This is a genomic window from Pseudomonas flavocrustae (genome assembly GCF_029872515.1).
GTDB lineage: Bacteria > Pseudomonadota > Gammaproteobacteria > Pseudomonadales > Pseudomonadaceae > Chryseomonas > Chryseomonas aestiva.
Genome location: NZ_JAPDIQ010000003.1, coordinates 286,614 through 305,659, shown reverse-complemented (window position 1 = coordinate 305,659; position 19,046 = coordinate 286,614). Strand labels below are relative to the sequence as shown.

Below are 19,046 nucleotides of genomic sequence, written 5' to 3'. Positions count from 1 at the left end.
GTGAATCTCTCGGCGCCCTTCATCGCCCGGCCGGTCGCGACCTTGCTGCTGAGCCTGGCGTTGCTGCTGCTGGGCGCCATCGCCTTCCGGCTGTTGCCGGTGGCGCCCCTGCCGCAGATGGACTTTCCCACCATCACGGTCTCGGCGACCCTGTCCGGGGCCAGTCCCCAGGTGATGGCCTCCAGCGTCGCCACGCCGCTGGAGCGTTCCCTGGGCACCATCGCCGGCATCAGCTCCATGACCAGCCGCAGCAGCCAGGGCTCGACGCAGATCATCATCCAGTTCGATCTGGACAAGAACGTCAACACCGCCGCCCGCGAGGTGCAGGCGGCCATCAATGCCTCGCGCAACCTGCTGCCGAGCGGCATGCGCCAGATGCCACGCTATCGCAAGGTCAATCCGTCCCAGGCACCCATCATGGTGTTCTCGCTGACCTCCAAGACCCTGAGCAAGGGCGAGCTCTACGACCTGGCGTCCACGGTGCTGGCCCAGAGCCTGTCCCAGGTCAGCGGCGTGGGCGAGGTGCAGATCGGTGGCAGCTCCCTGCCGGCGGTGCGCATCGAGCTGGAACCGCGCCAGCTGGAGCATTACGGGCTGGCGCTGGACGACGTCCGTACCGCCATCAACAGTGCCAACCAGCGCCGCCCCAAGGGCGCGGTGGCCAATGACGAACACAATTGGCAGATCCAGGCCAACGACCAGCTGTTCAAGGCCGCCGACTATGCGCCCCTGATCATCCGCTACCAGGATGGCGCGACGTTGCGCCTGCGCGATGTCGCCAAGGTCAGCGATGCCGTGGAAGACCGCTACAACGCCGGCTTCTACAACGACCAGAGCGCCGTGCTGCTGGTGGTCAATCGGCAGGCCAATGCCAACATCATCGAGACCATCGCCGCGCTCAAGGCGCGCCTGCCGGCGCTGGAGGCCATCGTCCCGGCCAGCGCGCACCTGGAAGTGGCCATGGACAGATCCGGGGTGATCAAGGCCACCCTGCATGAAGCCGAGCTGACGCTGATCATCGCCGTCTTCCTGGTGATCGGCGTGGTCTGGCTATTCCTCGGCCGGCTGCGCAGCGCGGTGATTCCGGCCCTGGCGGTGCCCATCTCCCTGGTGGGTACCTTCGCCGTCATGTACCTGCTCGGCTTCTCGCTCAATACCCTGTCGCTGATGGCGCTGATCCTGGCGGCGGGGCTGGTGGTGGACGATGCCATCGTGGTGCTGGAGAACATCGCCCGGCACATCGATAACGGCATGGCGCCGCTCAAGGCGGCCTACCAGGGCACCCGCGAGGTGGGCTTCACCCTGCTGTCGATGAATGTTTCCCTGGTGGCCGTCTTCGTCGCCATCCTCTTCATCGGCGGCATCGTCGAGAAGCTGTTCCGCGAATTCTCCCTGACCCTGGCCGCCGCCATCCTGGTGTCGCTGGTAGTGTCCCTGACGCTGACGCCCATGCTCTGCGCGCGCTGGCTCAGGCCTCACGATCCCGCCACCGAAAGCCGCCTGCAGCGCTTCAGCGAGCGGGCCCATCGCCGGCTGGTGGCGGGTTACGACCGCAGCCTCGGCTGGGCCCTGCGTCATCGGCGGCTGACCCTGCTGAGTCTGATCGCGACCATAGCGCTCAATGTGCTGCTCTATGTCGTGGTGCCCAAGACCTTCATGCCCCAGCAGGACACCGGCCAGCTGATCGGTTTCATCCGCGGCGACAATGCGCTGTCGTTCCAGGTCATGCAGCCGAAGATCGAGATCCTGCGCAAGTCGCTGCTGGCCGATCCGGCGGTGGCCAGCGCCTCCGGCTTCGTCGGCAGTTCCGGCTCCGGCAGTGGGGTGAACAACGCGGTGATGCTGATTCGCCTCAAGCCCATCGCCGAGCGCCAGCTGGATGCGCAAAAGGTCATCGAGCGCATCCGCGCCAACGCGCCCAAGGTGCCGGGCGCCCAGCTGTTCCTCATGGCCGACCAGGACCTGAGATTCGGCGGTCGTCAGCAGAGCACCTCGTCCTATGAGTACAACCTGCTCTCGGGCGACGTCGGGCTGCTGGAAACCTGGCAGCCCAAGGTATTGGCCGCACTCAAGGCGCTGCCGGAGCTGACCGCGGTGGACGGCCGCGAAGGCAGCACCCAGCAGATCACCCTGCAGATCGACCGCGAGAAGGCCAAGCGCCTCGGCGTGGACATGGAGACCGTCGCTGCGGTGCTCAACAACTCCTTCGCCCAGCGGCAGATCTCGACCATCTACGAGCCGCTCAACCAGTACAAGGTGGTGATGGAGATCAATCCGCGCTATGCCCAGGACCCGACCGTCCTCGAGCAGGTGCGGGTCATCACCGCCAGCGGCGCCCAGGTCCCGCTGTCGGCCTTCGCCTACTACACCAACAGCCTCGCCGAGGACCGGGTTACCCACGATGGCCAGTTCGCCTCGGAGAGCATCAACTTCGACCTGGCGCCGGACGTCAGCCTGGAACAGGCGACCCGGGCGGTGCAGCGCGCGGTGGCGGCCATCGGCTTGCCGACCGATGTCCAGGGTCGCCTGGGCGGATCCGCCAACATCTTCGCCAGCACGGTGTCGGGGCAACCGCTGATGATTCTCGGCGCCCTGGTGCTGGTCTATATCGTCCTAGGCGTGCTCTACGAGAGCTACGTGCATCCCCTGACCATCCTCTCGACGCTACCGTCGGCCGGGGTAGGGGCCTTGCTCGCCATCCAGCTCACCGGTGGCCAGTTCAGCCTGATTTCCATGCTCGGCCTGTTCCTGCTGATCGGGGTAGTGAAGAAGAATGCCATCATGATGGTGGATCTGGCCCTGCAGCTGGAGCGCCAGCAGGGACTGACGCCCGAGGAGGGCATTCGCCAGGCCTGTCTGTTGCGCCTGAGGCCCATCCTGATGACCACCATGGCCGCCATCCTCGGTGCCGTACCGCTATTGATCGGCAATACCGAAGGCGCAGAGATGCGCCAGCCACTGGGCCTGGTGATCGTCGGTGGCCTGGTCTTGAGCCAGATCCTCACCCTCTACACCACCCCGGTGGTCTATCTCTATTTCGAACGCCTGCGCCGCCGCGTCAATCGCTGGCGCGGCATCCGTACCGACGCTGCCCTGGATACGCCGCTATGACTCCAACCCTGCGCCTGCCGACGCTGACCCTGGCTCTGCTACTGGCCGGCTGTACCCTGGGCCCGGATTACCAGCGGCCAACCACTGCGGTGCCGGTCGCCTACCGTCATGCCGAGGGCTGGCAGGCCGCCGCGCCCAAGGATCTGGAGGTCCGTGGCGACTGGTGGCGCCGCTACGATGATCCGACCCTGGATCGCCTGATGGTCCAGCTGAACCAGCGCAACCAGAGCCTGGCCCAGGCGGAGGCGACCTATCGGCAATCCCTGGCCCTGGTCAGTCAGGCGCGGGCCGCGTTGTTCCCGACCCTGTCCAGCAGCCTGGGCGCCACCCGCTCCGGGCGCGGGGGCGGTTCGGGCAGCAACACCGTCATCCGCAACTCCAATGGCACCAGCAGCACCTTCAGCAGCGGTGGCACCAGCACCATCAGCAACGCCTACGACGCCAGCCTGGGGGTGAGCTGGGAGCTGGATCTCTGGGGGCGCGTAAGGCGCCAGGTGGAGGCGAATCGGGCTTCCGCGCAGGCCAGCGCTGCGGAGCTGGCGGCCACCCGCCTGAGTCTGCAGACGCAACTGGCGACCAACTATTTGCAGTTACGGGTGCTGGACGCCCAGCAGCGGTTGCTCGACGCCACCGTGTCCGCCTACGAGCGATCCCTGCGCCTGACCCAGAACCAGTACCGCGCCGGCATCGTCACGCCGGCGGATGTGGCCCAGGCGACCACCCAGCTGAAGAGCACCCAGGCCGACGCCATCGACCTCAGGTACCAGCGTGCCCAGCTGGAAAACGCCATCGCGGTGCTGGTCGGCGAAGTCCCGGCCAATTTCCAGCTGGCCGCGGTCAAGACAGTTCCCGAATTGCCGCCGCTGCCGAGCGCCGTGCCCTCGACCCTGCTGGAGCGGCGTCCGGACATCGCCCAGGCCGAGCGCCAGGTCATGGCCGCCAATGCCGCCATCGGCGTCGCCGAAGCGGCCTACTACCCGGACCTGACCCTGAGTGCCAGCGGTGGCTACAGTGCCAGCCAGTGGGGCAATCTGATCAGCACGCCGAATCGCTTCTGGTCGATCGGGCCATCCTTTGCCCTGTCGCTGTTCGATGGTGGCCTGCGCCGCGCGCAGGTGGAGTCGGCCGAAGCCAGCTACGACGCCAGCGTCGCCGGTTATCGCCAGACCGTGCTCGATGGCTTCCGCGAGGTGGAGGACTATCTGGTGCAGCTGCGCACCTACGGCGACGAAGCCGGCGTGCGCCAGGAGGCCCTGGATGCTGCGCGCCGCGCCCTGCAACTGGCCGAGAACCAGTACCAGGCCGGGTTGATCGGCTATCTCGACGTGGTCACCCTGCAGACCACCGCCCTGAGCAACGAACGCACCAACCTGACCCTGCTGGGTAGCCGCCTCAGTGCCAGCGTCCAGCTGATCGCCGCGCTTGGCGGTGGTTGGGATGGCAACGTCACCCCACCGGCGCCGCCGCAGCGACCCTGACTGCATTTCTAGTCCTGGGTACAGCTGCAACGAAACGCGCTCAGCCTGCCGTTATGCCCTTTCGTCAGGCTCAGCCCCTTTGTTGGGTTTTGAATCGCGTGGTGTAGATGATAGTTTTGGTCCTTTGCTATCAGGTAAGGACAGCATGGAAAGCGAAGTCAGTTTGGAAAAAACATTTTATACGTCGAGCAGTATCAAGGTTACGAATACGCGATTCATTGTGAATCAGAAAACCTATGCAATGGCCTCGGTCAGCTCCGTCAAGGTTGGATCAGCCGATAAAACTCCATCAAAATCCAACGCTGTGATTGTGTTTTTCGTTGGTCTTGCGCTCTTCTTTATTGGGATTGGCGATCTAAAGTCTCATTGGCTGATGGCTACGATAGGTGTGGGCTTGCTTGTTCTCGGTATTAAAATGTACCGCGCTATCAAGCCAGTATACGAGTACAAGCTAATCTTAACTACTTCATCTGGAGAAACTACCGCTCTTAGCAGTAATGAAGAGTCAGACATTCGTGCGGTCGAGTCTGCCCTAAATGACGCAATAGTTTTTAGGGGCTGAGTTGGCGGGAGGGTGTTGGCAGCGCGAACTGCTTCAATGGGTCAGTTATAACTCAAGCCACCCTCTTAGGGTGGCAATAGCGGGTTCAATTTATTCGCTTTACACTTGATTCAGGGTCTTAAAAAGAGCACAAAAAAGCCGGGCGATTGCCCGGCTTTTTCATGACTGGCGCTTAGTTGGGGAAGAGTTCGCCCAGCTTCATGCTCAGCATCATGTTGCCTTCGACGCGCAGTTTGCCGGACATGAAGGCCTGCATGCCGTCGGTTTCGCCGCTGACGATGCCAGCCAGGGTGGCCTGGTCCATGATCAGGGTGCAATCCGGGTCGGCGGCGTCGCCTTGCTGGACGTCGCAGGTGCCGTCCTTGACGACCACGTAGTAGTTGTCACCGCCCTCGACGTCGAATTGATAGGTGAGATCCAGGCCGGCCGCGGCGGAGGGGTCGAACTTGCTCTTCAGGGTGGCGATGGCTTCGGCTGCGCTCATGGCGAGGGTCCTTGTGGTCTTTTTCGATGAGGCCCACTCCGGCGGGAGGGGCAGGGCACTCGACCGAGGGTAGGGGGCGGCAGGAGGCCTGTCAACGGATATTCATACGCTTGTTTGAAAGGCTGGTGCGCGTGCACGGATTGATCGCTGCCAATGGCTAGCCGGTGCCGGAAGACCGCCGGGAATCGCCGAGTTTCTATCGGTCGGGCGACTCGGTATGCTGGGCAGGGCACTGCTGCCGCCATCCTAGGAGAGTCCGTGGAGTTTCTTGCCGACTATGCCAGTTTCCTGGCCAAAACCGTCACCGTGGTGGTCGCCATCATCGCCGTGCTGCTGTTCACCGTCGCCGTCCGCGGCCGCAACCGGCGCAGCTCCGCTGGCCAGTTGCAGGTACAGAAGCTCAATGACTTCTATCGCGATCTGCGGCTGAGGTTGCAGCAGAGCGTGCTGGGCAAGGAAGCCTTCAAGGCCCTGCGCAAGCGCGAGACCAAGGCCGAGAAGACCAAGCGCAAGAGCGAGACCGGCAAGTCGCGGGTCTATGTGCTCGATTTCCATGGCGACATCAAGGCCACGGCCAACGAACACCTGCGCAACGAGATCACCGCCGTCCTGACCCTCGCGACGCCCAAGGACGAGGTAGTGGTGCGGCTGGAAACCGGTGGTGGCCTGGTGCATAGCTATGGCCTGGCCGCCTCGCAACTGGCGCGCATTCGCCAGGCGGGAATTCCCCTGACCATCTGCGTCGACAAGGTAGCGGCCAGTGGCGGTTACATGATGGCCTGCATCGGCGACCGTATCCTCTGTGCGCCCTTCGCCATCCTCGGCTCCATCGGCGTGGTCGCCCAGTTGCCCAATGTCCACCGCCTGCTGAAGAAGCATGACGTGGACTTCGAGGTCTTTACCGCCGGCCAGTACAAGCGCACCGTCACGGTGTTCGGCGAGAACGACGAGAAGGGCAAGGAAAAATTCCAGCACGATCTGGATACCACCCATGTGCTGTTCAAGAATTTCGTCGCCCACTACCGGCCGCAGCTCAATATCGACGAGGTCGCCACCGGAGAGGTCTGGCTCGGCCAGGCCGCGTTGGGCAAGCAACTGGTGGACGAGCTGCGCACCAGCGACGAATACCTGGCCGAACGGGCCCAGGTGGTCGAAGTCTTTTCGCTGCGCTTCGTCGAGAAGAAATCGTTGCCCGAGCGCCTGGGCATGGCCGCGAGCCTCGGGGTCGACCGCCTGGTGAGCACCTGGTGGGAGCGCCTGGCCGAATCGACCCGCTGGCGCTGAGGTCCAAGGGACTGACGGCCCATAACAAGACTCCAACGGAGGTTCTGCGATGAGCAATTTTCAGGCGCTCTGGGTGACCGAAGGGGCCCATGGTGCTTTCCGGCAAGAGGTGGTGACGCGCCGCCTGGACGACCTGCCCGCGGGCGAGGTGCTGATCCGGGTGCGCTACTCCTCGCTCAACTACAAAGACGCCCTGTCGGCCATCGGCAACCGCGGCGTAACCCGGCGCTATCCCCATACCCCGGGTATCGACGCTGCCGGGGTGGTGGAGCACTCCAGCGCTGGCGAATTCGCCGTGGGCGATGAGGTACTGGTCACGGGCTACGACCTGGGCATGAGCACTCCCGGCGGCTTCGGCCAGTACATCCGGGTGCCGGCCGCCTGGGTGATCCGCCGCCCGGACAATCTCGGCCTGCGTGAGGCCATGGTGCTGGGCACCGCGGGGCTCACCGCGGCGCTGTGCGTCGAGAAGCTCGAACAGATGGGCCTGACCCCGGAGGCCGGTACCGTGCTGGTCACCGGTGCCAGTGGTGGCGTGGGCAGTCTGGCGGTCAAGTTGCTGGCACGCCTGGGCTATCACGTGGCAGCGTCCACCGCCAAGCTGGAGCGCGCGGAGTGGCTGCATCGCCTGGGTGCCCGGCAGATCCTCGACCGCGCCACCCTGGCCGATGGCGTCGGCAAGCCGCTGCTGGACCAGCAGTGGGCCGGGGCGGTGGATACCGTCGGCGGCGACATCCTCTTCAACGTCATCAAGTCGCTGGAATATGGCGGCAGCGTGGCCTGCTGCGGCATGACCGCCGGCACCACCTTCGCCGCCGGGGTTTTTCCCTTCATCCTGCGCGGGGTGAATCTGCTGGGCGTGGATTCTGTCGAGTTGCCACTGATGGCCAAGGCCGCGCTCTGGGACAAGCTTTCGGTGCAGTGGAAGCTGGACGACCTGGACAGCCTGACCCGCGAGGTCGGCCTTGCCGAACTGCCCGACACCATCAGCCAAATCCTGGCGGGTAAGATGGTGGGGCGCGTGGTGGTCGATCTCGGGTGAGCGAAGGCCAGACAAAAAGAAACCCGCCGCGGCGGGTTTTCTTTTGTGCCCATGGCGATCAGGCCTGGCGGCGGCGGAACAGCGGCTCGGCCTGATCGACCGCGCCCTGATAGGTCACGCTGAAGTCGCGCAGACCGGCCAGGGCCGCTTCCGGATCGCGGTCGGCACGGACCACATAGGCATCGAAGCCGCAACGCTTGAGGAAGAACAGCTGGTCCTGCAGGACATCGCCGATGGCGCGCAGCTCGCCGGTCCAGCCGAAGCGTTCGCGCAGCAGGCGGGCATAGGAATAGCCACGCCCGTCGACGAAGGCCGGGAAATTGATGGCGATCAGGGCGAAGTGCGCGAGGTCGCCAGCGATGCTTTCCGGTTCTTCGTCGCTGTCCAGCCAGATGCCCAGCTTGCCGTCACGGCAGGTAAGCGCATGGCCGTGCTCCAGCCACAGGGCGGCCGGGATGATCACGTCGTCGCTGTTGGGGACGTCTGCCAAGGCGACGTCCTTGGGCAGCAGGTGCCAGTTGTCGGTGACCAGCTGGTCGCCCTTAATGATTCTTTGCATAGACGCGCTCCTTGAAGGGGTCGATACCGATACGGCGGTAGGTGTCGATGAAGCGCTCGTCTTCGGTGCGTTGCTCGACGTAGACGTTGATCAGCTTGCCGATCACCTCGGGCATCTGATCCTGGGCGAAGGAGGGGCCGAGGATCTTGGCCAGGGTGGCGTCGCGGCCGGCGTCGCCGCCCAGGGACACCTGGTAGAACTCCTCGCCCTTCTTGTCCACGCCGAGGATGCCGATGTGGCCGACGTGATGGTGACCGCAGGCGTTCATGCAACCGGAGATGTTGAGGTCCAGTTCGCCGATGTCGAACAGGTAGTCCAGGTCGTCGAATCGGCGCTGGATGGCTTCGGCGATGGGGATCGACTTGGCGTTGGCCAGGGAGCAGAAATCACCGCCCGGGCAGCAGATCATGTCGGTCAGCAGGCCGATGTTGGGGGTGGCGAAGCCATGCTCGCGCAACTCGTGCCAGAGCTCCAGCAGCTGGTCCTGACGGACGTCGGCGAAGATGACGTTCTGCTGGTGCGAGGTGCGCAGCTCGCCGAAGCTGTAGCGATCGGCCAGCTCGGCCATGGCGTCCAGCTGGAGATCGGTCACGTCCCCCGGCGCGACGCCGGTGGGCTTGAGCGACAGCGTCACGGCGACATAGCCCGGACGCTTGTGGCGGAAGGTGTTGCGCTGGCGCCAGCGGGAGAAACCGGGGTGCTCGGCGTCCAGGCGGGCGAGGGCGGCGTCCTGGTCCTGCAGCTCGGCATAGGGCGGATCGACGAAGAAGGCGGAGACCCGCGCGACCTCGGCGTCGGTCAGGGTGACGGGGCCGTCCTTGAGGTGGGCCCACTCGGCCTCGACCTTTTCGGCGAAGGCGTCGGCACCCAGCGCCTTGACCAGGATCTTGATGCGCGCCTTGAACTTGTTGTCGCGGCGGCCGTAGCGGTTGTAGACCCGCAGGGTGGCTTCCAGGTAGCTGAGCAGGTGCTGCCAGGGCAGGAATTCACGGATGAATTCACCGGTGTGGGGAGTACGGCCCTGGCCGCCGCCGACCAGCACGCGGAAGCCCAGCTCACCGGCCTCGTTACGCACCGCTTCCAGGCCGATGTCGTGCACCTCGATGGCGGCGCGATCCAGGGCGGCGCCGTTGACGGCGATCTTGAACTTGCGCGGCAGGAAGGCGAATTCGGGGTGGAAGGTCGACCACTGGCGGATGATCTCGCACCAGGGGCGCGGATCGATCAGTTCGTCATGGGCGACGCCGGCGAACTGGTCGGTGGTGGTGTTGCGGATGCAGTTGCCGCTGGTCTGGATGGCGTGCATCTGCACGGTGGCCAGCTCGGCGAGGATCTCGGGGACGTCTTCCAGCTCCGGCCAGTTGAACTGGAAGTTCTGCCGGGTACTGATGTGGGCGTAGCCCTTGTCGTAGTCACGGGCGATCTGCGCCAGCTTGCGCACCTGGGTAGTGTTCAGCAGGCCGTAGGGCACCGCGACCCGCAGCATGGGCGCGTAGCGCTGGATGTAGAGACCGTTCTGCAGGCGCAGCGGGCGGTATTCTTCGCCACCCAGCTCTCCGGCCAGGAAGCGGCGGGTCTGGTCGCGAAACTGGGCGACACGCTCTTCGACGATCCGCTGATCGTACTGATCGTAAACGTACATGGTCATCCTGCTGTCAGGCGGCGCGCACGGCTGCGCGTGATCGAAGTCCTGGGCACCCCTGGGGTGCTCTGGAGACTTTTCTAGGCCGTGCACGATAGCAGCAGGTCTATATGCTTAAAAGCGATGTTTCTTTATATATAAATCTATTCCGGCGATAAGCGAGAGCAGGGTGGGCGGCGCCGGATACCACTTATGAATACCGTGGTTGATAAAACGTAGCGAGCGGCTGTCAGGCGGGTGCGCGCGGCGCGCAGGAACCGGAGTGTACGAGCGGTACATGAGGATTCCGAGCACTGCACGCGCCCGTTTGGCGGACGCGCAGTAGTTTTAGCAGCCGCGGTTAGTTCAGGCCCAGCTTGCCGCGCAGGGTGGAGAGATCTTCCGCCAGGGTGTTGACCGGACCGACCAGGGCCTTGCGATCACGCTCGCTGACCTTGTCGTAGGTCTCGAAGCCGCCGTCCTTGGTCTTGTACTTGGCCAGGATCCTGTCGACCGTGGCGAAGTTCTTGTCGACCTTGGCGACGAAGGCCTGGTCCTGCTTCTCGATCTGCGGGCGGAACAGGTCGACGATCTTCTTGGCGCCATCGACGTTGGCCTGGAAGTCATAGAGGTCGGTGTGGCTATAGCGCTCTTCCTCGCCCGACACCTTGGTCGCCGCCACTTCCTCCATCAGCGCCGCGGCGCCACCCACCACCTTTTCCGGCGGGAAGGTCAGGCCATCGACGCGGGCCTGCAGGTCCTTGACGTCTGCCAGCAGCTTGTCGGCGAGGGGACCCTGGCCTTCGGTGGTGTTCTGGGTAAAGAGGGCGTGCTCCAGGCGATGGAAGCCGGTGAAGTCCTCGGATTTGACCCCCTGCTCGTGGTCGTCTTCGCGGGAGTCGATGGCGGCGTCGAGGTCGCTGAAGAGTTCGGCGATGGGCTCGACCTGCTCGTAGGAGACCCGCGTCGGGGCATAGAGCCTGCGCGCGGTGGCCAGGTCGCCGCGCTTGACCGCCGCGGTGAAGGCCTGGGTCTGCTCGGTGAGCTTGGCCAGGTTGTCGGTGACATAGATCTTGTAGTCGGAGATGGGGCCGACCAGATCCAGCGGCGAGTTGGCAGCGAAGGCCGGCGTGGCGAGGGCCAGACTGAGGGCAGCGGCGAGGAACGAGCGTTTCATTCGACTTCTCCTGTCGAGGTTTTAAAGCGATGCGGCGGCCAGCAGGCTGCGGCCGAGATAGTCCTTGGCATCGGTGATCCCCGGCAGGACGAAGAAGTAACCGCCGCCGATGGGCTTGATGTATTCCTCCAGGGGCTCGCCATCCAGGCGTTTCTGTACGGCGATGAAGCCCTGCTCCAGATCGGCCTGGTAGGCGATGAACAGCAGGCCCATGTCGAGCTGGCCGTTCTTGCGCACGCCATTGGAGTAGTTGAAGGGGCGGCGCAGGATCAGGTTGCGCTGGCTCTCCGGGGTACGGGGATTGGCCAGGCGGATATGGGCGTCCAGCGGCGTGACCTTGCCCTTGGGATCGCTGGCGTAATCCGGCACATCGGTCTCGTGACCGCCGGCCATGGGCGCGCCACTGGCCTTGCGCCGCCCGAAGATGGCTTCCTGCTCCTGCAGCGGGGTGCGATCCCAGCGCTCGACGAAATTGCGGATGATGCGCACCGCCTGGTAGCTGCCCTGGGCGGCCCAGGCGGGCTCGCCGCTGCCGGGCTGGACCCAGACGATCCGGTCCATCGCCTGGGCGTCGGTGGAATCGGGGTTGGCCGAGCCGTCGCGAAAGCCGAGGAAGTTGCGCGCGCTTTCCGCCGGTTGCCCGGGTGGCGGATCCTGCACCGGCACGCTGCCTTCCTGCTTCCAGCGGATCGCCAGCAGGTCGGGCAGATTCTTCAGGATGTCGCGCAGGGCGTGGATGTTGGTGTCCGGGGTATTGGCGCAGAACTGCAGGCAGAGATCGCCGTGGCAGCAGTCCGCTTCCAGGGCGTCGTTGGGAAAGCCGGTCATGCGCTGCAGCTGGCGCGGCTTTACCGTGCTCAGGCCGAAACGGTCGTCGAACAGCGACTCGCCCACCGAGACGGTGATGGTGAGGTTGTCCGGCGTCACCACCGGACCGAGGATGCCGGAATCCAGCGGCGGCAACCTGGGATCGACCTCCGGTACCGGGCCGCCCTGCATGAGAAAGCGGATGCGCTCGTCGAGGGTCCGCAGCAGGCGTTCCAGGTCGTCACGGTCGCTGGCCAGCACATCGAAGGCCACGATCATCCCGGCCGCCGGCCGTGGGGTGACGATGCCGCTCTGGTGCTGGCTGAGGAACGCCTGGCGCTGGTGGGTATTGGCGCTACCGGGGGCACGGGTCACCTCGGCGGTGCTGGCCGCGCGGGCGTGCATCGGGCAGAGCCCGGCACCGGCCAGGGCCACGCTGGCGGCGCCAAGGCCACCCAGCAGGCGGCGACGGTCGATATTGGGCTGATCGGGAGCGGACTTCTTCATGACGTGGTCTTGGTCGCGGCCAGGCCCAGGGCCGGGGCGACTTGGTCGAGGGAGTCGGCCAGGGCCTGGGCCGCGGCGGCGATGCGCTGGCGGTCGTCAGGGGAAAGGGAAGAGTAGGGACGCTGAACATCGCCCAGGGCCGCGGCCAGGGCGTCGGCCTGGGTATCCAGGCTTTGCTGCAGCTCGGGATGCCCCTTGCCGAGCAGCGGGCGCAGCAACTCGATCACCTTGCGCGTGCCGTCCAGATTGGCGGCGAAACCGGGCAGCACGAGCTGGCTGTAGCGTTCTTCCTCGCCCGAGATCCGGGTGTTGGCCAGGTTGTGCAGCAGGCGTGCGGCGTTGCCGCTGAGTTGCTCGGGCGGCAGCGACTGGCCGAGCAGGGCATCGCGCAGGGCGGCGGCGTCCTGTTGCAGGCGGGCAGCAACGGGTTCCAGGTCCCGGGTGCTGTTGCCGGCGAAGAGGCCTTGTTCGAGCCGATGGAAGCCGCCGAAGGCCGGATCCTGTTCGCGCTTTTCGTAGTAGTCGGCGCGGGCGTTGAGGCGATTGTCCAGTTCGGCAAAGCGCTGCGCGGTTGCCGCTAGGCGCTGGTAGGGCAGGCGAGCGGCGGCATAGGCGGCGCTCGCCTGCGCCAGATCGCCCGCGGCCAGGGCCTGCTGGAGGGTAGTGAGACCCTGCAGCAAGAGGCGGCTCTGCTGATTCAGATAGACGCGGTATTCCGACAGCGGACCGACGAACTGGGTCAGGGTCGGGCCGGCCTTGCTGGCGGCTTCCGAGGCGGCGGTCGGGAGTACCTTCAGCGTACCCCGCGGATTGCTCAGCAGCCCGCAGGTGATGGCGTAGTCGCCAGGCGCCAGGGTGGCATTGATGACCTGGCTGAGACCGGGGGCGATGTTCTCGCGCTCCTCGACCACCAGGACGCCGTCGAGGATTTCCCACTCCACCGCCCGATCCGAGCGGTTGACGATACGAAAGCGCGCCGGTCCGGCAGGCACTTCCAGGGCGTTGGGCTCGCAGCGATTGGCCAGGATATCGACCTTGATCTCGCCGTCGGCGACGGTCGCGTGACGCTCGCCTGCGGAGCGCGAGGCGTAATAGAAGGCGGCGCCCGCGGCGATCAGCAGGGTTGCCGAGCCGATCAGGGCCAGGCGCATGGCCGTGGAGCCCTGCTTCGGCGAATGGGGGTTGGCGTTGTTCAAGACGGGCGCTCCAGCGAGGCGGGGGTGGTTACCACAGGACGCTGGGGCGGCGCCGGGGTGCGGAAGAACAGCGGCAGGGTGACCGCCAGGAACAGCAGATAGGCGCCGAGGGTGCTCACGGTCGGGGTGTCCTGGTAGCCGAACATGCCGGCCAGCACCGTACCCACCGGGCCGTCGGCGGGCAGCACGTGGCTCCAGTCGAACAGCACCTGCTGCAGCGAATTCCACAGGCCGGCTTCATGCAGGGCCTTGACCGAGTTGGTGAACAGGCCGGCCGCGACGAAGAGGATGAACAGGCCGGTGAAGCGAAAGAACTTGCCCAGGTTCAGTCGCACGCCGCCGGTATAGAGGCCGTAGCCCACCGCGATGGCGATGATCAGGCCCAGCAGGGCACCCAGGGGCGCACCGGGGCCGGCGCTCTGCTGGAAGATGGCGAGCAGGAAGAACACGGTTTCCAGGCCCTCGCGGGCCACCGCCAGAAAGACCATGCCGATCAGGGCATAGACCTGGTTGCGCGAGGCGGACAGGGCGTTTTCCAGGGAGTCGTGCAGTTCGGTCTTGATCGAGCGCGCCGCCTTGCGCATCCAGAACACCATGGAGGTGAGGATGGCGGTGGCGGCCAGGCCGACTACCGCTTCGAACAGTTCCTGCTGACGCTGCGGGAATTCGGCGCTGGCCAACTGCAGTCCGGCGCCCACGAACAGGGACAGGGCGGCGGCCAGCATCACCCCGATCCAGACCGCGGGCATCCAGTGGCCACGACCGGTGCGTTGCAGATAGCTGGCGATGATGCCAACGATGAGCGCCGCTTCGATACCTTCGCGGAGCATGATCAGAAAGGGAACGAGCATGAAAGCTATCACCGACGGAAGCTAAGGGCGCAGAGGCGCTCGGAGGTCGGTGATTTGTATCACAATGATTCGGATTGTTAAATGCGGATGATTCTCGTGCCTTGCGGATCCGCCGACTGGTTGGCAGCGGGTCAGCGTGCAGGCGCGCGTCAGGCCTGGAAGACCACGGCGGTATCCGGAGCCTTGCCGGTGGCGAAGCGACGGATCTCCCGCCAGTTGCGCAGGTCGACCACTGCCAGCTGATTATCTTCCAGCGCCGCGAACAGCCGCTCGCCGCGGGGATCGAGGTTGAGGCCGGGCACCGCGCTGCCCATGGGCAGATAGGCCACTTCGGCGAGGGTATCGGGCCGCAGCAGCGAAAGACTCTTGTCCGCCAGATTGGACACCAGCAGGCGGCCATCGGGCAGGGCGGCTACCCGTACCGCTTCGCCCCGCAGCTTGATCTGGCGGATCGGCGCCAGGTCGCGGGCATCCAGCGCATGGAGGATGCCGGCGAAACGGTCGAGTACATAGAAGGTACGCTCGTCCGGACTCAGGCAGCAGCCCTCCGGCGCCTGGCCGAGATATTTCTTGACCGGCAGCACGGCGGGATTGTGCGCGTCCACCAGGATCACCAGGCCGCTCAGGGTATCCGCGACGTAGGCACGGCGTCCGTCACGGGTCAGTACGAAGTAGTGGCTGCGGGTCCCGCCGACCGGGACGATCTGGCTGGGCGATTCGGCGGTGGCGGGGCGATCGAAGCGGATGAGCAGCGAGTCGGTTTCGCTGAGCACATAGAGGCGACCCTGGTCGTCCAGGCGCATGCCGTGCAGGCGGTGATAGGGCGACAGGTCGATGGATCTCACCAGGCGGCGCTCGGCGAGATCTATCACACTGACCTGGTGGCCGCCCTCGCCAGGCGCCTGCCAGCTCTTGACGCCATACTGGCCGACATAGGCATAGCGACCCTGGCGGTCGGCGACGATCTCATGGGGTTGCTCCGGCAATTCCAGACTGCCGACGCGCTTGCCATCGGCCAGGCGATAGAAGCCGATGCCTGGGGCTTCCTTCTCGACCAGGGCGAGGTATTCATCGCCCGCTGCGAAGGCGCGGAGCGGATAGCCGCCCAGCAGGGGCAGGGCGGCACTGGCAGCCAGCAGGCCGAGGGTCTGACGGCGATTCAGGTGGGGCATAGGAGGTCTCCCAAGGGGCAAGCCTCCCTGCCAGGGTCAAGCGAATCCGTGCTACTCGAATAGACCCTTGAACCAGGTCCAAACTCCGAAGGAGTAGTCGGGAAAGATGTCGATGCCCAGCGCGGACTTGAGCAGATAGAGCAGCAAGAGGCCCACCAGGCCGCAGGCCAGCAGGATCACCGCCAGCACCGTGGCCTTGCCGAGCAGGGACAATTCCTGCTCCAGGCGCGAGAGTTGACGGTAGTTGCGACCGGCGAGGAAGACGAAGTAGTAGCGGCGGTGCCAGAACTTGACGGTGCCGCGCAGATCGACGCTGTGCTTACCCCAGCTGCGGGTGCCGAAAGCCAGCTTGAGGGCTTCCAGCTGCTCCTCGGTAAAGGATTCACGCAGCGCTTCGGGCAGGCGTTCCTTCAGACCGGCGATGAAGGGGTCGTGGCGTTTGATGCGATCCTGCATGGAAAAGCTTCCCTCTGAATGGTGCGAATGCACTCTGAGGGGGCGCCCGACCGGGCGTTCCGCCGCACCTGATGGGCGGGGCCCCGCGCATGACGATCGGTCAGGCGCTGACCCGTACGGGGCGCAGCACCTCGGCCCGGGCGCGCAACTGGCCGCAACCGCCGTCGACATCCTGGCCCGCGGAATTGCGCACCTTGGTCAGCAGGCCGCGGCTGTGCAGGTAGCGCACGATCTGCACGATGCGCTCGCCGTCGGGGCGCTGGTAGTCGTCCACTTCCAGGCTGTTGTAGGGAATCAGGTTGAGTACGCCGTACTTGCCCTTCATCAGCCGCAGCAATTCGTCCATCTCGTCCTGGCCGTCGTTGATGCCGGCGAGCAGCGTCCACTGGTACTGGATGGGATAGCCGATCAGTCGGGCATAGGCTTCACCCTGTTCGATCAGCTCGCCGGGTTCGTAGCGGGGCGCCTTGGGCAGCAGGCGGGCCCGACGCTCGGCATTGGTGCTGTGCAACGACAGCGCCAATGCCGGCCTGACCGTCTGCTGGGGCAGTCGCTCGAACACCCGCGGATCGCCGACGGTGGAAAACACCAGGTTGCGATGGCCGATACCGCCGGCGGTGCCCAGCAGGTCGATGGCCTCCAGCACGTTGTCCAGGTTGTGCGCCGGCTCGCCCATGCCCATGAAGACCACCTTCTTGACCGCCCTGAGGCGTCGCGCCAGGGCGACCTGGGCGACGATCTCGGCGCTGCCCACCTGGCGCAGCAGGCCGCTCTTGCCAGTCATGCAGAAGACGCAGCCCACCGCGCAGCCGACCTGGGACGACACGCAGAGCCCGTCGCGCGGCAGCAGCACGCTTTCCACCGCCTGGCCATCGCCCAGGGTCACCAGCATCCGCGCCGAACCGTCGGCTCCCGGATGCTCCGAGGTCACCCGGGCCAGGCCTTCCAGCCGCGCGGTCAGTGCCGGGATGGCCTGGCGTACCTCCAGCGGCAGGAAGTTTTCCGCCTGCTGGCGCCGGGTGCCGGTATCCAGGGCCAGTCCCTGGCACCAGGCGCGCAGGATACGGGCACTGTGCTTGGGCTTGGCGCCAGCATCGGCGAGCAACTGGACGACATCGGAAATACGCATGGGAAAAGGGCAGGTCGAGGGCGGGCGGCGATAATAGGACAGGGCAGGGATGCTATCCTAGTCCTTTGCAAGACGAGGACCCGTCATGAAGTTCATCCACCAGCGCGAGCATCTCAACGAGGGCGATCTGGTCGTCATCCAGAGTTCGGGGGTGTGCAACATCCGCCTGATGAACGATGCCAATTTCCGCAGCTTCAAGAACGGCGGCCGCCACTCCTATCACGGCGGCGCCTTCGACACCTTTCCGGCGCGCATCACCGTCCCGAGCACCGGCTTCTGGAACATCACCCTGGACACCGTCACCAAGCGGCCGATCAGCGTTACCCGCAAGCCCGAGATCAAGCACTCGATCAAGATCGTCCGTCGCTCGCCTTCCGAGTTGCGTTGAGACAGCGGTCACCCGTCCCTGGGTGATCCTGCTGGCTATTTCGGCTGCAACTCCAGCAGCCGTGCGTTGGCGCCGTCTTCCAGTACCCAGAGGCTGCCGTTGGGACCTTCCTCGACGTCGCGGATGCGCGTGCCCATGGCATAGCGCTCGACTTCGCGTGCCTCTTCGCCCTTGAGTTCGATCCGCACCAGCGCCTTGGAAGACAGGCCGCCGATGAAGGCATTGCCTTTCCAGGCCGGGAAGCGGCTGCCCTCGTAGATCATCAATCCGGCCGGGGAAATCACCGGCGTCCAGGTGATCTTCGGCGGGATGAATTCCGGGCGGGTCGCGTGATCCGGGATCGGCTTGCCGCCATAGTGATCGCCGTTGGAGACCTCGGGATAGCCGTAATTGCCGCCGCGCTGGATCAGGTTCAGCTCGTCACCGCCCTGGGGACCCATCTCTTGTTCCCACAAGCGGCCTTGGGCATCGAAGGCGATGCCCAGCGGGTTGCGGTGACCCAGCGACCAGACCTGCGCCGCTACGCCGCCCTGCTGGGCGAAGGGGTTGTCCGCAGGCGTACTACCGTCATCGTTGAGGCGGATGAGCTTGCCCAGGTTGCCGGTCATGTCCTGGGCCGGGGTGAATTTCTGCCGCTCACCCGAGGTGATCCACAGCTTGCCGTCCGGGCCGAATCTCATACGATGGCCATAGTGACCGTTGCCACTGACCTTGGGGGTCTGCCGCCAGATCACCTTGAGGTCACTGAGCGACCCGCTGCCATCTTCTTTCAAGGTCAGCTTGGCACGGGCCACGGCGGCACCCTGGGTACCGTCTTCGCCGGCTTCGGCGTAGCTCAGGTAGATCAGCTGATTACTGGCATATTGCGGATGCAGGATGACATCGCCCAGCCCGCCCTGGCCGGCGGCGACCACCTTGGGCACACCGCCGATGTCCTGCGCCTTGCCAGTCTGCACGTTCAGGTGCTTGAGGACGCCGCCTTTCTCGGTGAGCAGCGCCGTGCCGTCCGGCAGGAAGGCGATGGCCCAGGGCGCATCCAGGGTGGCTCGTGACGTCGCGGTGAAGGGCCACTGAGCTTCACTCAGCGCCTGGGGCGCGGCATTGGCGTTCAGGGTGGCGAGACCGAGCAGGAGACTGCCGGCGGCTAAGGTAAGGCCTTTCATGGGCACGCGGTCCTCGTCGATGGAAGTCCCTACACCCTAGTAGGGACGCCCGCGAAAAG

General features: G+C 65.3%; 17 protein-coding genes and 1 other RNA gene. 6 read left to right on the top strand and 12 right to left on the bottom strand.

Going from position 1 to position 19,046, the window contains the following annotated elements:
- From OMP44_RS09360 to OMP44_RS09350, 3 genes are all read left to right on the top strand, one after another.
- Positions 1-3,111, top strand: coding sequence for an efflux RND transporter permease subunit (locus tag OMP44_RS09360; protein ID WP_280307499.1), 3,111 nt, complete (start codon positions 1-3; stop codon positions 3,109-3,111).
- The gene (locus tag OMP44_RS09355) at positions 3,108-4,589 is read left to right on the top strand and encodes an efflux transporter outer membrane subunit (protein ID WP_280307497.1); all 1,482 of its coding nucleotides are present in this window, start codon (positions 3,108-3,110) and stop codon (positions 4,587-4,589) included. Before OMP44_RS09360 ends, OMP44_RS09355 begins: the two co-directional genes overlap by 4 nt.
- A 145-nt stretch (positions 4,590-4,734) precedes the next feature.
- On the top strand, positions 4,735-5,151 hold the full coding sequence (locus OMP44_RS09350; RefSeq protein ID WP_280307496.1) for a DUF6232 family protein: 417 nt from the start codon (positions 4,735-4,737) through the stop codon (positions 5,149-5,151).
- Between the two features lie 172 nt (positions 5,152-5,323).
- Here OMP44_RS09350 and OMP44_RS09345 read toward each other — a convergent pair whose 3' ends face one another.
- The gene (locus OMP44_RS09345) at positions 5,324-5,635 is read right to left on the bottom strand and encodes an SCP2 sterol-binding domain-containing protein (protein WP_007158414.1); all 312 of its coding nucleotides are present in this window, start codon (positions 5,633-5,635) and stop codon (positions 5,324-5,326) included.
- A gap of 258 nt (positions 5,636-5,893) precedes the next feature.
- Between OMP44_RS09345 and sohB the strand changes: the two genes are divergently transcribed.
- Both sohB and OMP44_RS09335 read left to right on the top strand, forming a co-directional pair.
- Positions 5,894-6,919 (top strand): protease SohB, encoded by a 1,026-nt coding sequence (sohB, locus tag OMP44_RS09340; protein ID WP_280307494.1) that lies wholly within the window; start codon positions 5,894-5,896, stop codon positions 6,917-6,919.
- 49 nt (positions 6,920-6,968) lie between these two features.
- Positions 6,969-7,961 carry a YhdH/YhfP family quinone oxidoreductase gene (locus tag OMP44_RS09335; RefSeq protein WP_280307492.1) on the top strand — a complete coding sequence of 331 codons (993 nt, stop codon included), beginning with the start codon at positions 6,969-6,971 and terminating at the stop codon, positions 7,959-7,961.
- Positions 7,962-8,019: 58 nt separating this feature from the next.
- Here OMP44_RS09335 and OMP44_RS09330 read toward each other — a convergent pair whose 3' ends face one another.
- From OMP44_RS09330 to OMP44_RS09285, 10 genes are all read right to left on the bottom strand, one after another.
- A complete protein-coding gene (locus tag OMP44_RS09330) occupies positions 8,020-8,520 on the bottom strand; it encodes a DUF934 domain-containing protein (RefSeq protein ID WP_133863093.1) in 501 nt (166 codons plus the stop codon).
- The gene (locus tag OMP44_RS09325) at positions 8,504-10,162 is read right to left on the bottom strand and encodes a nitrite/sulfite reductase (RefSeq protein WP_280307491.1); all 1,659 of its coding nucleotides are present in this window, start codon (positions 10,160-10,162) and stop codon (positions 8,504-8,506) included. Before OMP44_RS09325 ends, OMP44_RS09330 begins: the two co-directional genes overlap by 17 nt.
- 203 nt (positions 10,163-10,365) lie before the next feature.
- A non-coding RNA gene (locus OMP44_RS09320) (sX9 sRNA) lies at positions 10,366-10,441 on the bottom strand.
- A gap of 61 nt (positions 10,442-10,502) precedes the next feature.
- The gene (gene efeO / locus OMP44_RS09315; protein WP_280307490.1) at positions 10,503-11,318 is read right to left on the bottom strand and encodes an iron uptake system protein EfeO; all 816 of its coding nucleotides are present in this window, start codon (positions 11,316-11,318) and stop codon (positions 10,503-10,505) included.
- A gap of 21 nt (positions 11,319-11,339) precedes the next feature.
- A complete protein-coding gene (gene efeB, locus OMP44_RS09310; RefSeq protein WP_280307488.1) occupies positions 11,340-12,632 on the bottom strand; it encodes an iron uptake transporter deferrochelatase/peroxidase subunit in 1,293 nt (430 codons plus the stop codon).
- Entirely contained in the window at positions 12,629-13,783 is a 1,155-nt protein-coding gene (gene efeO / locus OMP44_RS09305) for an iron uptake system protein EfeO (RefSeq protein WP_280307722.1), read from the bottom strand. Before efeO (OMP44_RS09305) ends, efeB begins: the two co-directional genes overlap by 4 nt.
- A 41-nt stretch (positions 13,784-13,824) precedes the next feature.
- Complete coding sequence (efeU, locus tag OMP44_RS09300; protein WP_133863088.1) at positions 13,825-14,679, bottom strand: iron uptake transporter permease EfeU; 855 nt, start codon at positions 14,677-14,679, stop codon at positions 13,825-13,827.
- A gap of 149 nt (positions 14,680-14,828) precedes the next feature.
- On the bottom strand, positions 14,829-15,851 hold the full coding sequence (locus OMP44_RS09295; protein ID WP_280307487.1) for a twin-arginine translocation pathway signal protein: 1,023 nt from the start codon (positions 15,849-15,851) through the stop codon (positions 14,829-14,831).
- Positions 15,852-15,902: 51 nt separating this feature from the next.
- The gene (locus OMP44_RS09290) at positions 15,903-16,307 is read right to left on the bottom strand and encodes a 3-phosphoshikimate 1-carboxyvinyltransferase (protein WP_133863086.1); all 405 of its coding nucleotides are present in this window, start codon (positions 16,305-16,307) and stop codon (positions 15,903-15,905) included.
- A 100-nt stretch (positions 16,308-16,407) separates the two neighbouring features.
- On the bottom strand, positions 16,408-17,436 hold the full coding sequence (locus tag OMP44_RS09285) for an RNA methyltransferase (RefSeq protein ID WP_280307486.1): 1,029 nt from the start codon (positions 17,434-17,436) through the stop codon (positions 16,408-16,410).
- A gap of 85 nt (positions 17,437-17,521) precedes the next feature.
- Here OMP44_RS09285 and OMP44_RS09280 point away from each other — a divergent pair, with 85 nt between their 5' ends.
- Entirely contained in the window at positions 17,522-17,824 is a 303-nt protein-coding gene (locus OMP44_RS09280) for a DUF1883 domain-containing protein (RefSeq protein ID WP_133863084.1), read from the top strand.
- A 35-nt stretch (positions 17,825-17,859) separates the two neighbouring features.
- Here OMP44_RS09280 and OMP44_RS09275 read toward each other — a convergent pair whose 3' ends face one another.
- Positions 17,860-18,987: a PQQ-dependent sugar dehydrogenase gene (locus OMP44_RS09275; protein WP_280307484.1), complete on the bottom strand. Its 1,128-nt coding sequence runs from the start codon at positions 18,985-18,987 to the stop codon at positions 17,860-17,862.
- Positions 18,988-19,046: the final 59 nt, after the last annotated feature.